Genomic DNA, 15,039 nt, shown 5'->3' with positions numbered 1-15,039 from the left:
GGTGAGGTGTCGGGGTCGGGATGAGCAGTGGATTCTGGGTGCATTCGCGACGCACTCGGCGCCGACGGCAAAGCTGCCGTCGGACGGGTTCGGCTTAGCCGACCCGCCGGCCGGGCCTGACGCTGCACTGCGCGCAACGGCGCGGACGTTGCCGCGCCTGCGTCAGTCCTTCCACGCCCAATACAACTGCGCCGGGGGCACGTTCCACCACTCCATGTCGTGGTCGATCGAGTCGAAGTGCGGCGTCAGGAAGTCCTTCACCTTGGGCGAGAACTGATAGACCAGGAACGCGCCGCCGGTGCGCAGAACCGAGTGCGTCGCGGTCGCGATCGCCGGGCCTACACCGGGGGGCAGTGTCGAAAACGGCAGCCCGGACAGCACATAATCCGCCTTCTCGAAGCCGTGATCGGCGACGATCGTCTCGACCTCGTCCGCCGACCCCAGCACCGCGAAAAAGCGCGGGTCGGTGATCGTGTGGCGCAGATACTGGATGAACTCGGGGTTCGTATCGATCACCACCAGCTTGGCGTCGGGTGCCATCCGGTCGAGGATCGGGCGGCAGAAGGTGCCGACGCCCGGGCCGTATTCGACGAACAGCTTGCAGTTTGCCCAGTCGACCGGGTCGAGCATTTTCCGAATCAGCTTGTCCGACGACGGCACGATCGATCCGACCATGACCGGATGTTTCAGGAAGCCTGAAAAAAACATCTGCCACGGGGACGGCACGCCGGCGGGGCGACTGCGTGCACGCCGGGTGGCGGTGGTCGAACTGGGCATCGTGTTCCTTACGATCAGGGGTCCCGCACGGTGGCGGAGCTTTGCCCCTCCCGTCGCACGAATTCCGAACGCGTTTCAAGGGCCGCGGGTTGCATGCGGCGACGAACCGAAGTGGAAGTCGTACGGCGACAAGTGGTTCCGCCGAGCGCCAACGCCGTTGCCAAGCCTGCGGCATCGCTTAAGCACAGGCCATGCACGACGATCGAACAGGACAAGTGGCGGCCATTTTCGTGTCGTTTCGTAACGGCGCGGACATGATCGGCTATGCCGAGGCCGCGGCGGCGATGGACGCGCTAGCCGCTGCGCAGCCGGGCTATCGCGGAGTCGATAGCGCGCGCGAGGCGGACGGCATGGGAATCACCGTCAGCTACTGGGCGGACGACGCCGCTGCGATCGCGTGGCGCGACAACGCCGAGCATGCCGCGATTCGCGAGCGCGGGCGGGCGCTGTGGTACGATCGCTATTCGGTGACCATCGCGCGCGTCGAGCGCGGCTATGCCTGGGCGCGACCATGATCGGCGGGATGATTGGTGGGGTGATCGGCGGGGCGATCGGCGGGGCGACCGAAAGCCCGAAGATCGACCGCCGCTTCGCGCTGATGTTTCTCGTGATGCTCACGATCGCGGCGGGCAACACCGCGCTGCAATCGGTACTGCCCGCGCTAGGTCGCTCGCTCGGGGTCGCCGACAGCGCGGTGGCGGCGGCGTTCTCGGTGTCGGCACTGCTGTGGGTGATCGCCGCGCCGTTCTGGGCGAACCGGTCGGACCGGCACGGCCGGCGCGCGATGATCCTGCTCGGCGTCGGCGGGTTCAGCGTGTCGCTCGCGCTGTGCGGCGTGTTCCTGCTGGCCGGGATCAACGCGTGGATCGGCGGCACCGCGGCATTCCTCTGCTTTATAGGCGGCCGGCTGATCTACGGAACGTTCGGTGCGGCTGCCCCGCCGGCGGTACAGGCGCTCGTCGCGGGCGAGACGACGCGTGAGGAACGGACCAAGGCGCTGACCCTCCTCGCCTCGGCGTTCGGGCTCGGCACCATATTGGGGCCTGCGATCGCACCGTATCTGATCCTCGGCTCGATCGGCGGGGTCGAGATCGGGCTGGCCGGCCCGGCGTTCCTGTTCGCGGTGTTCGGGGTGGCGGTGTGGATCACGGTCCGACGGATGCTGCCCGACGACAAGATCGTCGCCCCGCACGAGACGCACGGCGCGAGTTCGGCCTATCCCTCGATCGGCGGCGCCCCGACCGGCGCCTCGGTCGCCGCCGCCACCGGATCGCATGTCGAGCATGTCGGCTACACCGACCCCCGCATCCGCGCCTGGATGATCGCCGGACTGGTGATGGGTCACGCGCAGGCGATGACCGGGCAGGCGATCGGCTTCCTCGTGATCGACCGCCTCCACCTCGCCCCTGCGCTGGCGCTGGAACCGACCGGCATCGTCCTGATGATGGGCGCAGGCGCCGCGCTGCTCGCGCAATGGGGCATTATCCCGCGTCTCAACATGACTCCGCGCCAGCTCGTGCTGACCGGGCTCGTGCTGGCGGCGGCGGGCACCGCACTGACCGGCATCGCGACATCGCTCTACACGATCGCCACCGCCTATGCGCTGGCCAGCCTGGGCTTCGGTTTCACGCGACCGGGCTTCACCGCAGGCTCGTCGCTCGCGGTCGGCGCCAACGCGCAAGGCTCGGTCGCGGGCAAGGTGACGTCCATAAACGGCGCAAGCTTCGTGCTGGGCCCATCGATCGGCGTCGGGCTGTACGAGGCGCAACACTCGCTGCCGTACCTCGTCGCGGGCGCGGCATGCGTCGTGATGATCGCCTATGCCTGGGTGTCGCTGAAGGATGCCAGGGACAGTTAGAACGGATCGGCCCGAAATGCATTTCTGGCCGCACACGTCATCGTTGCGCGTGCGGCCCTCCACTCGGTCAGGCGATGCTTGTGCTTTGGTCTGCCGGCTCGCAACCGTCCGCTATTTTGCGGAAACCATGATGCAGTACAAAAGCACCGGCACGCCGATCAGCAGGATCATCAACAACAAATTCATCTGGATAAGTCGGCTCAGCCATTTCGGCCGCTGCACGGAATGCTCGTTCGCATCCGATTCCGAATAGTCTTCGACGATATCCATGTCGAACTTGTTGGAAAAGAAATGCCTTGGCCGCATCCGCAAAAAGGGCTGAGGCGAAGGAGCGTGATCGTCTATGTCCTGGCGCACCGACGGATGATCGCCGGATTTCGAGGCGGAGTCTGACATGATGTGGTTTCCGTTTTACTCGAGATCATGGGCGTGCAGAGCACGTCCCAAAGGTCAGATCGAATAAAGCCCGAACTCGAACGGCCTATAGCCGCGAGCTCGGGCTAACCACGTGCGGCGAGTTGCCCGGAATGGTCGCGGAAACGCTTATGTGTCGCAGGAGCGTACATGAAAGTTACATCGGTGCGGCATGACGTAATGTCAACGTATAGCGCCGCAGACCCGTATCGCCGATGGGGTAGCCCCCCTCCGCCGGGAGGGGGGCGCTAGTCATTCCGCACTCTTAGCGGGAAAGGCGAAACCGATCGGCTGGATCGCCGTGGCGTCCTGCTTCAGGCGGGCGGCCATCTGTTCGTATTCGCGTTCGGTCTCCGGCGTCACGCTGGCGCGGGACTCCTTCAGCGCACCTTCGAAGTCGGCCATCGTCACGTCGGCCGAGTCGATCGAGCGACGCAACGCCACCAGGCCCGCGCGGCGGACAACGTCCTCCAGATCCGCACCGGAGAAACGATCCGTACGATCCGCGAGCCGATCGAGATCGACGTCCGACGCCAGCGGCATCTTCTGCGTCTGGATGCCGAGGATGCGGCGGCGGCCTGCCTTGTCCGGAACGCCGACATAGACGAGTTCATCGAACCGGCCCGGCCGCAGCAACGCCGGGTCGATCAGGTTCGGCCGGTTGGTCGCGCCGATCACGACGACCGATTGCAACTCTTCCAGCCCATCCATCTCGGCGAGGATCGTGTTGACGACGCGCTCGGTGACCTGCGGCTCGCCGGCACCCGAGCCACGCGCAGGCACCAGCGAGTCGAGTTCGTCGATGAAGATCACGCAGGGCGCAACCTGCCGTGCGCGCTGGAACAGACGGGCGATCTGCTGCTCGCTCTCGCCATACCATTTGCTGAGCAGGTCGGACGATTTGGTGGCGATGAAGTTCGCCTCCGCCTCGCGTGCGACCGCCTTTGCCAGCAACGTCTTGCCGGTCCCCGGCGGCCCGTAGAGCAGGAAGCCCTTGGCCGGACGGATACCCAGCCGACGGAACGCGTCGGGGTTCTTGAGCGGGAGTTCGACGCCCTCCTTCAGACGCATCTGCGCGTCGTCGAGACCGCCGACATCGGCCCAGCGCACCGTCGGCGCCTGCACCATGACTTCGCGCATCGCCGACGGCTGGACTCGTTTGAGCGCCCCGAGGAAATCCTCGCGCGTGACCGACAATTCGTCGAGCACTTCGGGCGGGATCGTCCGCTCCTCGAGATTGAGCTTCGGCATGATCCGGCGGACCGCCTCGATCGCCGCCTCGCGAGCGAGCGCGGCGAGGTCGGCACCGACGAAGCCATAGGTGGTCCGCGCCAGTTCATCGAGGTCCACACGGTCGCCGAGCGGCATGCCGCGTGCGTGGATGCCGAGGATCTCGCGACGGCCGCGCTCGTCGGGCACGCCGACGACGATCTCACGGTCGAACCGACCCGGACGACGCAGCGCTTCGTCGATCGCCTCTGGACGGTTGGTGGCGGCGATCACGACGAGGTTCGCGCGCGACTCGAGACCGTCCATCAACGTCAGCAACTGCGCGACGAGACGCTTTTCCGCCTCGCCAGACACCTGGCCACGCTTCGGCGCGATCGAATCGATCTCGTCGATGAACACGATCGAAGGCGCTACCTTAGCCGCTTCCTCGAAGACCTCGCGGAGGCGCGACTCGGACTCGCCGTACGCCGAGCCCATGATCTCGGGGCCGTTGATCAGGAAGAACTGCGCGTCGGATTCGTTGGCGACGGCGCGCGCGAGGCGGGTCTTGCCGGTGCCGGGAGGGCCATGCAGCAACACGCCCTTGGGTGGATCGACGCCGAGCCTCTGAAACAGCTCGGGGTAACGGAGCGGCAGTTCGACCATCTCGCGCAACTGGTCGATCGTCTGCGCCATGCCGCCGATGTCGTCATAGGTGACGTCGGCACGACGCGCGGCCTGCGGCTCCTCGTATTCGGAGCGCAGTTCGATCTCGGTGTTCTCGTCGATATGCACCACGCCCTTGGGGCTGGCGGCGATCACCGCGAGGCGGATCTCCTGGAGCGCGTATGCCGGCGCGTTCATGAACTGCTGGACGTTGGGCGGCATGTTGCCGACGCGCTGGTGCCCTGCGGTCGCGACGATGTCACCTTGGCAGATCGGCCGACCGAGGAAGGTGCGCTTGAGTGCGTTGGTCGAGCCCTGGAGGCGGAGGTTCTGCTGCGCGGGGGCAAAGACGACGCGCGTCGCAGGCTTCGATTCGGCTTTCCGCACCTCAACGAAATCGCCCGAGCCTACGCCGGCGTTCGCACGCTGGAGCCCGTCGATGCGGAGGATGTCGAGACCCTCGTCCTCGGGATACGGCCCGACGGCGCGCGCGGGCGTGTTCTGCTTGCCCAGGATTTCGATCACGTCGCCTTCGCCGATCCCGAGCGTCGCCATCAATGCGCGCGGCAGATGCGCGAGGCCGCGGCCACTATCCTCGGGACGCGCATTGGCGACCTGGATTTTCCGCGTTGGGATTTCGCTGTCGGGCATGTCGACTCCATTCGAACTCGTAGCGCCTGACATAGGGCGCCGGTTCCGATGGTTCGAGGCCTTGAAATCGCCTTCCCGGATGGAAAACGCACAAAAAAAGGGCCGGCCAATGAAGGCCAGCCCATGAAAGTTTTTAGGAGAGGATGCCTGAAAGGCGAGGTCTTTTTGCGGCGAGACGGTTCATGTTGCAAGTGCGAAGGGATCAGCTACGATTGCGCTAACTGCAATCGTATGGCTGAATGCGTCCTGCGGTCTTTGTCACACGCGTCGAGTCGAAAGAGGAATCATGCGCAGGCTGCCGCCACTGGGGGCTATCGAGGCGTTCGTGCAGGTCGCGCGGCTGGGGTCGATCAAGGCCGCGGCCGAGGATCTGGCGCTGTCGGCGCCTGCGCTCAGCCGGCGCGTGCAGAGTCTGGAGCGCTTCATCGCCAAGCCATTGTTCGCGCGCAGGCATCAGGCGATGGTGCTGAATGCGGATGGCGAGCGGTTGCTGGCACAGATCGCACCGGTACTCGATTCGCTGTCGGACGCAGTCGAATCGCTGACCAGCACGACCGAGGTGCTGCGGCTGCGGCTCGGCATCCTGCCGCTTTACGCCTCACAGAAGCTGTTTCCGCGACTGGGCGAATTGCGCACGACGCACCCGGAGTTGCATCTCGACATCGATACCGCGGCGCATCTGGTGTCGCGACTCGGGGACGGGCTCGATGCGGTGATCGCCCTGTCGCGCGAGATCGATCCGGCCTTCTACGCGCGGCGGCTCGACCGCAATTCGGTGTACGTGATCGGTGCGCGCAGCCTGCTGGAGCGGCCGGACCCGATCACGCGACCCGAACAGCTGACAACGCTGACCGCGCTTGTCCACCGCGACATGATCGATACGTTTTCGGCGTGGCGGACCGCGGCGGGGCTCGACGATATCGAGCCGCTGGCGATCGACCATTTCGATTCGGGTGCACTGATGCTGGAGGCGGCCGCGCAGGGGCTGGGCGTTGCGTTCATGCACGCAAGCCATTTTGCGGACGCGAACGATCCGCGCCTGGTGCGGCTGTTCGATATCGAGGTCGAGAGCCCGTACAGCTACTGGTTCGTCTGCCGCCCGCGGGCGTTGCAGGCCAAGCCGGTGAAGCTGTTCCACGACTGGCTGATCCGGACGTTAGCGGAAGTCTGACCGCTACTCCCCTCCCGATTGCGGGAGGGGTCGGGGGAGGGCGTGCCTCACACACCGGACACCGGTACGTACGTCGCGCCCTCCCCTAGCCCCTCGCGCAAGCGGGAGGGGAATTATGCTTACGCAGCGCGTGCTTGTTCGCTGCTGTCCCCTGCTTCTCCTCTGTCCCCTGCTTCGCAGCTGCCCCCCTGCCCCCTGTCCGTCACCCCAGCGAACGCTGGGATATCCCAGTTGGGAAACGGCGAGGCTCGAACCGGGAAATCCCAGCTTTCGCTGGGACGACGGGTGGCGTGTGGGGTTGAGGTCAGAGTCGGAGTTAGAAGCATTAGTGGCCTGCCGCGACACGCTTCTAACCCGAGGCGCGTCGCGGCTAAGCCGCGCCGTCGGACGGAGCGTTGCACCGCCGGCCGGCTTCAGCTGTCTCCGGCGTAGCTTCGCTACGCCGGTGCAGCCTTCAGGCAGCGCGTGCCTTGATGATCTTGCCCGGATTACGCGGCGGCTCGCCCTTCGGCAGCGCGTCGACCAGGTCCATGCCGTTCGTGACTTCGCCCCAGACGGTGTACTGCTTGTCGAGGAAGCGCGCGTCGTCGAACACGATGAAGAACTGCGAGTTCGCCGTGTCGGGCTGGTTAGTACGCGCCATCGAGCAGACGCCGCGAACATGCGGCTCGGCCGAGAATTCCGCCTTGAGGTTGGGCTTGTCCGAACCCGAGGTGCCGGTTCCGGTCGGATCGCCGCCCTGCGCCATGAAGCCCGGGATCACGCGGTGAAACACGACGCCGTCGTAGAAGCCGTCATTGGCCAGTTCGACGATCCGCTCGACGTGCTTGGGGGCCAGATCCGGCCGCAGCTTGATCGTGACATCGCCGCCTTCGAGGGTCAGCGTCAGCGTTTCGGGGGTGTCGGCCATTGTAACTTCTCCTGAATTGATGGGGCGCAGATAGGGAGCCGCACTCCGACTGGCAAATGCACGCCGGCCGGGTTAGGGCCCAAACGCGCACTTTTTAAGGGAGGCTGCCATGAGCGAACTCGAGCTTCCCGAGGTCGAAACCGAAACCCAGCCCGAGACCCAGCTCGACCGCGACGACCATTTGCGGCCCGAATTCGTGCGGGCCGTGCTCGATGCGGTCGAGGAGGGCAATGACGAAGCGGCGCGCGCGCTGGTCGAGCCGCTGCATCCGGCCGACATCGCCGATCTGTTCGAGCTGACCCCGCAGGAGGATCGCGCCGCGCTGGCACGCGCGGTCACCGACCTGCTCGGCGGCGACGTGTTCGCCGAGATGAACGATTACGTCCGCGAGGATCTGATCGATGCGCTCGAGCCGCACCAGGTCGCCGATCTCGCGTCCGAACTCGATACCGACGATGCGGTCGCGATCATCGAGGACATGGACGAGGACGAGCAGCGCGCGGTTCTGCGCGCGCTCGATCCCGACGATCGCGCCGCGATCGAGGAGGCGCTGAGCTACGCCGAGGAATCCGCCGGCCGCCTGATGCAGCGCGAGCTGATCGCTGTCCCCGAGCATTGGACGGTCGGCGACGCGATCGATTACCTGCGCGGGCATGAGGAACTGACGACCGATTTCTGGGAAATCTTCGTCGTCGATCCCGCGCACAAGCCGATCGGCACGTGCCAATTGTCGTGGATGCTGCGTACCCCGCGCGGGATCGCGATCGCCGACGTGATGAAGCGCGAGCAGACTCTGATCCCGGTCGACATGGATCAGGAGGAAGTCGCGCTGCGCTTCCAGAAATACGCGCTGATCTCCGCCGCGGTCGTCGATCACGGCGGCCGGCTGGTCGGCATGATCACGGTCGACGACATCGTCCACATCATCTCCGAAGAGGCGGGCGAGGATTCGCTGCGGCTGGCCGGTGCAGGCGATGGCGACATCAACGAGCCGATCCGGCTGACGGTGCGGACGCGGTTCACGTGGCTGGTGGTCAATCTCGGCACCGCGATGGTCGCGTCGTCCGTCGTCGGGCTGTTCCAGGGAACGATCGCGAGCTTTGCGCTGCTAGCGGTGCTGATGCCGATCGTCTCGGGGATGGGCGGCAATGCCGGCACGCAGACGCTGGCGGTGGTGGTGCGTGCGCTCGCGACCAACCAGCTGACGAGCTCGAATACCGCGCGCATGATCGGGCGCGAGTTCAGGATCGCCGCCGCCAATGGCGTGATGCTGGGGACGCTGATCGGCTTCGGCACGTATGTGATCTTCCACAACCAGAATTTGTCGATCGTGATCGCGGCGGCGATGCTGACCAACAACCTCGTCGCGGGGCTCAGCGGCGTGCTGGTGCCGGTGACGCTCGACAAGTTCCGGATCGATCCGGCGGTGTCGTCGGCGGTGTTCGTGACGACGATGACCGATACGATGGGGTTCTTCTCGTTCCTCGGGCTGGCGTCATTATGGGGTCTGCACGGTTGATCGGGGCAGTTTAAGACCCATTTCCAACGCCATGCCGCTCCACCTCACCAAAGTCGCGTTCGGCGCGGACAGCGTCGACCACCTCGCCGAGCGGCTCCGCCTGCGCGGCCAGGAGGGGCCGGTGTTCCTGACCACGCGCTATCTGCCGAAACGGCACGAGGAGGTGGCAGGGCCCGTTGGTGAGGGGGGTTCGATGTTCTGGATCCTGAAGCACCAGCTGATCGCGCGCTCGCCGATCCTCGGCTTCGGCGAAGCGGAAGGCGGCCGCGTCGCGATCCACATCGATCCGACGCTGGTGCTGGTCCAGGCCCGCCCCAAGCGCGCGCACCAGGGGTGGCGGTATCTGGAGGGGGCTGATGCGCCGCTCGATCTGGGCGGTGACGCGACCGGGCTGGATGTCATGCCGCCGGCGTTGATGACGAAGCTGGCGGAACTGGCGCTGATCTGAGGGGGCGGGTTACTTTTCGCGCCGATGACCTGCCGTTTAGCCGTCATGCCGACCCTTAGATGGTTTCGGGAAAGGCGGTCCCGGCATTCACCCAAATTCCGTCATCCCAGCGAAAGCTGGGATATCACCGTGTGGCAGGCGTCACCTGCCCCGCGGGATACCCCAGCTTTAGCTGGGGTGACGGATTTGAGGGGAATGCGGATACATACGGGTTGGGTCGGCCACGCAGAAGCCGATCTGTAAAAGCGGGCGAGAATAGGTTGGCAACCTCGCCCCTGTTTCCCTCAGGGAGTGGATCCCGCCGACCCTGCAGCCCCAGCCTTCCCACACACCACCGGCCCACCGGCCGCCGCATCCACCCGGCATTTCGCGTTGCCGGTCACCGTGACCGTCCCGAGCCCGCTGTTCGTCACCTGCGCCGTGTACCGGGCCGCCGCCTTCACCTCGCCGACGCCATCCAGATGCACGGTCAGGTCGTCGACCACCAGCCCCGACGCGTCGATCGCGCCCGGCCCGCTCGTCACCAGCCGGGCGCGCGCCGCGCGGCCGGCGAGGGTCATCTGGCCGGTACCGATCAGCGTCGCGTTCAACTGGTCGGTGTCGGCCGCCGCGACCGACAGGCTGCCGTTACCGCTGACCGTGACGTCGACCCGCATCCCGCGCATCCTGGCGATCGTCAGCCGCCCGCCGGCTGCGACGCTGGCCGAGGTCAGTCCGGGCGTCGACAGCGTGATCACGAGCGGCCCCAAGCCTCTGGTGCGCGGCTGTTCGCCCCAGCCGCCGGTGCCCTTGCGGACCGACAGCGTCGTCCCGTCGACGCGAACCGCCACGGTTTCGGTCATGCGGGAATCGCCGGTGATTGTCGCGCGCGGCGAGCCGATCGCGACGCGCACCTCGAACGGCCCCTCGACGCGGACCCGGTCGAAACTGCCGACCGAGACCGTCCGGCTGGCCCCGGATTCTTGGGCGGATCCTTGCGCGAACGCCGGCGAGGACAGGAGCAGCAGTGGCGCGAGCAGGTATCTCATGCCCGCGACCGTCGCCGCTCCCGCCGATCTTCGCAAGCCGTCCCGCGCAAGTCAGCTTCCGCAGCGGACGCTCCCGGAGCCCATCTTGGAAACCGTGCAGCGCGAACGCGGCCCGAGATCGACGTCGCCCGAGCCCATCATATCGACCTTGGCCGGGCCGTCGACGACCGCGCGGACGCTGCCAGAACCAGCGATCTCGACCTTCGCGGACTTCGCCTGGAGCTTCGCCGCCTCGACATTGCCCGAGCCGGCGATCTCGACGCTCAGATCGCGTGCGGACCCGCTGGCGCGTGCGGTACCGGAGCCCGCGATCGAGAATTTCGCCGATTCCACCTGCACCGCGGCGATCGTCAGGTTGCCCGACCCTGCGATCCCGCCTTCGAACGCGCTGCCGTCGACCCGGTCCACCGCCATGTTGCCGGAGCCCGAGACGTTCGCCTCGGTCAGCCGCGGCAGCGTGACGTACACCTTGACGTTCGCCCCCTTACTCCAGCCGAAGCCCGTGCCGTTCTTGCGACCGATGTCGAGCGTGTCGCCGTCGCGCTCGATCCGGAGCCGGTCGAGCTGCTCGCTCGGCCCCTCGGCGCGGACCGAGAAGCCGGTGCCGACGCGGACGTCGACATCGTCCGACCCGCGCAGGTCGATCTGGTCGAAATCGGTGACCTGGAAGGTGCGGGTCGTGCCCGACCCCGCCGCGGCGACCCCGGATCCCTCCTTGTCGTCGTTCCAGCTGAACGAGCAGGCGGCGAGAGGTATGATCAGCCCGAGCGCAAGAAAGTTCATCGCATCCTCCTGTGTATTGTTTGAGCAATACACCTGATCGAAAGCGCTGCAAAGCGAAATTACGGGGGCGGCGGATGTGTGGCCCCTGGAATCCTCCCCCGCAAGGGGGAGGTGTCGCCGAAGGTGACGGAGGGGGAGGACACGGAACAGGGATTTCGCTTGCCTCCCCCTCCGTCTGGCAAGGGCCAGCCACCTCCCCCTGGCGGGGGAGGATTACAAATATCAGCGCCTCTTGCAGGGATAGGCGTCGCGCAGGGCATCGCGGGCGACGAAGGACGGCGCACCGGTGCCGGTCTTCTTGGCCCGTGCGCGGAGATACTTCCGCACCGCCGCTGCGACCTCGATGTTCGAGGCGCGGGCCGGCAACGGGCAGATGTCGCCCGCCAAGGACAGCGCGTCGAATTCGCCGAGGATGTAGCCGGTGCAGAAATTGGCGGTCGGATCGCTGTCCTTGCCCCGGCAATATTCGAGCAGCTGCTGGGTCGTGAGCGAACTCACCACGACAGCTCGATCGCGTGTTCGATCGGCGGGGCGGTCGGCGGATCCGGCAGCCGCGGCGGCTCCGGCAAGCATCAGTAAAATCATGACGTTTCCTCTGCGCCGGACAGCGCCCTAGCTGCCGACTGCGGCGCTGACATACGGCAACAGGCGCACGCGTGGGAACACGTCGTCGAGCGATTTGGTGTCGGGCAGGATATAGACGATGCCGCCCTTCTTCTGGAACTGTGGCGTAAGCGTCCGGGTGTAGAATTTGGTGCCGACGTTGATGCAGCCGAAGCTGATGCGGTTGTCGTCCGGCGTCGGCGACAACAGCCTGTCGACCCGGTGCTCGCTCTTGTGCGTGGTGATCACCGCGTGGATCGCGACCGAATTGGCATAATCGACCCAGATCACGCGCTGGTGACCGAAGGCGCGGCCGAACTTCGAGACGAACCGCCCCGCCGGCGTGGTCCGCTCGGCCGGACCGATATCGGCAAGGTCCTTCGCACCGACGCCCGGCGAGGAATCATCCCCCACGCCGACGCCGAGCAGAACGGGCGCCTGACCGAGAAACTCGCCCGTCGCGCTGAACAACAGCAACGATGCCGCCTGCTTGTCGATGACGACATAGGGCAGCCCGGCATTGTCGTGCTCGGCCGCGATCCAGGCGATCACGCGACTCGCCGGCTCCGATTGCGCCGGAAGGAGCAGCGGGGCCGTCTCGACCGCCTTGGCGGCCTTGGTGCGGGACCGCTTCGGAACCTTGGCCTTGCGCGACTTGGTGGCGACGGCGGCCTTGCTCGCCGCCCCACTCCTCGTCTCGCCGGCCGACGCGGCCTGCGGTGCGACGAACGCAAGCACGAGTCCTAAGCCCATGCCCATGTGGCACGCACGGCGAAACAGCCCCCCGGATATCGTCCGGCGAGGCTGTCTGTCGATGCTGACATTAGCGAAGATGGCTTAGCCGCGCGGCTTGCGCTGGCGCTGCTGGGCCTGCATCTGCATCTGCTGGTCGAGACCATCGACGCGGCCGTTGAGCTGGTCGATACGCTGGCCGTTCTGCTGCGACTGGCCGGCGGCGGCCTGGGCCTGGGCGAGTGCCTGGCCGGAGGTGCCTTCGACGGTCCGCAAGCGGCCGTCCATGCCGTCGATCCGCGTGTTGACCACGGCGATCTGATCGCGGACGAAGCCCTTCGTGGCGCAACCGCTCAGGCCGACCCCGGCGATGAGGATCAAGGCAACCGTCGGGTATTTCGGGAAATTCGTACGCATAGACTTAACCTTTCCAAACATGGATGGTGTCAGTCAGCGGAGAGTCGGGGCAATGACAATCGATATCCGGCGAGACGGTCGCTCCGTCCGGCGAGACGTTCAGCCGGTAGGGTGAGACTTGTCCGACGATGGAGTCTGCGACTGAATTTTGCGTGTAACGATACTGCCGGCCGCTTTCTTGATCGATGGCAAGCTTACGTTCAGATTCGCGGAATGAACGAAACTTAACGCAGGATATACTTGAGGTACTTGCACCAGCCCTCAAAGGCCAGGATGGTCGTGGAGAGGCACCACCTTTCAATCCTCCCCCGCCAGGGGGAGGTGGCTGGCACTTGCCAGACGGAGTGGGCGGTAAGGGCAACGTAGGTTCCGTGTCCTCCCCCTCCGTCACCTTCGGTGCCACCTCCCCCTTGCGGGGGAGGATCGTTGAGTTCGGTGCAAAACGAAAAAGGGCGGCCCCGCGGGACCGCCCTTTCGTCTCGGCAAAGCAGCCAGCGGTTACGCCGGCACCTTGTCCTTGTTATAGATCGCAGCCGCGGCGCGGAGGATGTCGAGGATCTTCTCCTGCGCCTTGGGCTCGTCGAGCTCTTCCATCGCCGCCAGTTCGCGCGCGAGACGGCTGGTCGCGCCTTCGAAGATCTGGCGCTCGGAATAGCTCTGCTCGGGCTGGTCGTCGGCGCGGAACAGATCGCGGACCACTTCGGCGATCGACACGAGGTCGCCCGAGTTGATCTTCGCCTCATATTCCTGCGCACGGCGCGACCACATGGTGCGCTTGACCTTGGGCTTGCCCTTGAGCGTGTCCATCGCCTCGCGCATCGTCTTGTCGGACGACAGCTTGCGCATGCCGACGCTTTCGGCCTTGTTGGTCGGCACGCGGAGCGTCATGCGCTCCTTCTCGAACCGGAGGACGTAGAGTTCCAGTGTCATGCCGGCGATTTCCGAGCGCTGGAGCTCGATCACACGGCCGACCCCGTGCTTGGGATAAACGACGAAATCACCGACATCGAAGGACAGTGCCTTGGCAGCCATTTGGGGCCTTTCCGGATCAGGCCTCCACGCGACGCCTCGACGAAGGACTCGTCGCTGCTGCATCGGGGGGAGGGATAGGTCTACACGTCAAGCGGATGACGTAGATCATCGCGCCCGTCGCGGACTCTTCTAGCAGCTTTGCAACAAAATTACCAGCCGAACGTGGCAGGCGGCTTGCCCTTTTCGGGATTCGCCGCCTCTTATCAGTCGCCTGCGCCGGGCTCGGGCGAGAAATACTTGTCGAACTTGCCCTCGACGCCCTTCATTGCGTCGGCATCCGGCGGCGTCTGGTTGTCGTTGCGCGTGACGTTGGGCCATTGCGCCGAGAAGGTCGTGTTCAGCTCGAGCCACTGCTCCAGCCCGCTCTCGGTGTCGGGCAGGATCGCCTCGGCGGGGCATTCGGGCTCGCACACGCCGCAGTCGATGCATTCGCTGGGATTGATCACCAGCATGTTCTCGCCTTCGTAGAAGCAGTCGACCGGGCACACTTCCACGCAGTCCATGTACTTGCAGCGGATGCAGGCATCGGTGACGACGTAGGTCATTGCAGAACTCCTGGGCCGGATTCCTTTCCGGCGACGAACGCGCCAGCGACTATGCGCGCACGCCCGTCGCGTCAATCATAGCAAGCCTTCTGCGAGACGTTATCAGGCTTTGTCGCTCTCGTATTCTCCCCCGCCAGGGGGAGGTGGCTGGCACTTGCCAGACGGAGGGGGAGGACACGCAACGGCGGTGATCGCCTACCTCGCTCTACGTCACCCCCCCTTGCAGGAAAGAATATCAAGGCCGGCGTTGGCCGAGGTGCGGCCAGAACCACTCCG

Annotated in this window: 16 protein-coding genes; 5 read left to right on the top strand and 11 right to left on the bottom strand. The window is 65.8% G+C overall.

The genetic code is table 11. The features are described 5' to 3' along the window. Window positions 1-162: 162 nt before the first annotated feature. A complete protein-coding gene (locus SPHN_RS12560; protein WP_248523810.1) occupies window positions 163-777 on the bottom strand; it encodes a class I SAM-dependent methyltransferase in 615 nt (204 codons plus the stop codon). Between the two features lie 191 nt (window positions 778-968). Here SPHN_RS12560 and SPHN_RS12555 point away from each other — a divergent pair, with 191 nt between their 5' ends. Both SPHN_RS12555 and SPHN_RS12550 read left to right on the top strand, forming a co-directional pair. Continuing rightward, window positions 969-1,292: an antibiotic biosynthesis monooxygenase gene (locus tag SPHN_RS12555; protein WP_248523808.1), complete on the top strand. Its 324-nt coding sequence runs from the start codon at window positions 969-971 to the stop codon at window positions 1,290-1,292. Window positions 1,293-1,300: 8 nt separating this feature from the next. Further along, window positions 1,301-2,635: an MFS transporter gene (locus SPHN_RS12550; protein ID WP_248524031.1), complete on the top strand. Its 1,335-nt coding sequence runs from the start codon at window positions 1,301-1,303 to the stop codon at window positions 2,633-2,635. 111 nt (window positions 2,636-2,746) lie between these two features. Here SPHN_RS12550 and SPHN_RS12545 read toward each other — a convergent pair whose 3' ends face one another. Continuing rightward, a complete protein-coding gene (locus SPHN_RS12545; RefSeq protein ID WP_248523806.1) occupies window positions 2,747-3,031 on the bottom strand; it encodes a hypothetical protein in 285 nt (94 codons plus the stop codon). A gap of 270 nt (window positions 3,032-3,301) precedes the next feature. Continuing rightward, a complete protein-coding gene (locus SPHN_RS12540; protein ID WP_248523804.1) occupies window positions 3,302-5,575 on the bottom strand; it encodes a CDC48 family AAA ATPase in 2,274 nt (757 codons plus the stop codon). Between the two features lie 286 nt (window positions 5,576-5,861). On the opposite strand from SPHN_RS12540, the gene SPHN_RS12535 reads away from it, so the two are divergent. Next, a complete protein-coding gene (locus SPHN_RS12535; RefSeq protein WP_248523802.1) occupies window positions 5,862-6,746 on the top strand; it encodes a LysR substrate-binding domain-containing protein in 885 nt (294 codons plus the stop codon). A 454-nt stretch (window positions 6,747-7,200) separates the two neighbouring features. Here the strand turns inward: SPHN_RS12535 and SPHN_RS12530 are convergent, their stop codons facing one another. Continuing rightward, complete coding sequence (locus SPHN_RS12530) at window positions 7,201-7,656, bottom strand: peptidylprolyl isomerase (protein WP_248523800.1); 456 nt, start codon at window positions 7,654-7,656, stop codon at window positions 7,201-7,203. A 109-nt stretch (window positions 7,657-7,765) separates the two neighbouring features. Between SPHN_RS12530 and mgtE the strand changes: the two genes are divergently transcribed. Together mgtE and SPHN_RS12520 are read left to right on the top strand one after the other, a co-directional pair. Next, window positions 7,766-9,175: a magnesium transporter gene (mgtE, locus tag SPHN_RS12525; RefSeq protein ID WP_248523798.1), complete on the top strand. Its 1,410-nt coding sequence runs from the start codon at window positions 7,766-7,768 to the stop codon at window positions 9,173-9,175. A 31-nt stretch (window positions 9,176-9,206) separates the two neighbouring features. After that, window positions 9,207-9,623: a DUF1489 family protein gene (locus SPHN_RS12520; protein ID WP_248523796.1), complete on the top strand. Its 417-nt coding sequence runs from the start codon at window positions 9,207-9,209 to the stop codon at window positions 9,621-9,623. A gap of 284 nt (window positions 9,624-9,907) precedes the next feature. Here SPHN_RS12520 and SPHN_RS12515 read toward each other — a convergent pair whose 3' ends face one another. The 7 genes from SPHN_RS12515 to fdxA form a co-directional block, all read right to left on the bottom strand. After that, on the bottom strand, window positions 9,908-10,651 hold the full coding sequence (locus tag SPHN_RS12515; RefSeq protein ID WP_248523794.1) for a GIN domain-containing protein: 744 nt from the start codon (window positions 10,649-10,651) through the stop codon (window positions 9,908-9,910). Between the two features lie 51 nt (window positions 10,652-10,702). Further along, complete coding sequence (locus tag SPHN_RS12510) at window positions 10,703-11,434, bottom strand: head GIN domain-containing protein (protein ID WP_248523792.1); 732 nt, start codon at window positions 11,432-11,434, stop codon at window positions 10,703-10,705. Between the two features lie 222 nt (window positions 11,435-11,656). After that, window positions 11,657-12,019 (bottom strand): Rap1a/Tai family immunity protein, encoded by a 363-nt coding sequence (locus SPHN_RS12505; protein WP_248523790.1) that lies wholly within the window; start codon window positions 12,017-12,019, stop codon window positions 11,657-11,659. Window positions 12,020-12,046: 27 nt separating this feature from the next. Continuing rightward, on the bottom strand, window positions 12,047-12,790 hold the full coding sequence (locus SPHN_RS12500) for a hypothetical protein (RefSeq protein WP_248523789.1): 744 nt from the start codon (window positions 12,788-12,790) through the stop codon (window positions 12,047-12,049). 84 nt (window positions 12,791-12,874) lie between these two features. Beyond that, complete coding sequence (locus SPHN_RS12495; RefSeq protein WP_248523787.1) at window positions 12,875-13,186, bottom strand: hypothetical protein; 312 nt, start codon at window positions 13,184-13,186, stop codon at window positions 12,875-12,877. Window positions 13,187-13,684: 498 nt separating this feature from the next. After that, window positions 13,685-14,218, bottom strand: coding sequence for a CarD family transcriptional regulator (locus SPHN_RS12490; RefSeq protein WP_056053923.1), 534 nt, complete (start codon window positions 14,216-14,218; stop codon window positions 13,685-13,687). 203 nt (window positions 14,219-14,421) lie between these two features. Further along, window positions 14,422-14,763 (bottom strand): ferredoxin FdxA, encoded by a 342-nt coding sequence (gene fdxA / locus SPHN_RS12485; RefSeq protein WP_031393648.1) that lies wholly within the window; start codon window positions 14,761-14,763, stop codon window positions 14,422-14,424. Window positions 14,764-15,039: the final 276 nt, after the last annotated feature.

Origin of the sequence: Sphingomonas faeni, assembly GCF_023195535.1 — a bacterium.
In the GTDB taxonomy this organism is placed as follows: domain Bacteria; phylum Pseudomonadota; class Alphaproteobacteria; order Sphingomonadales; family Sphingomonadaceae; genus Sphingomonas; species Sphingomonas faeni_B.
This window is presented reverse-complemented; position numbering and strand designations above follow the sequence as displayed.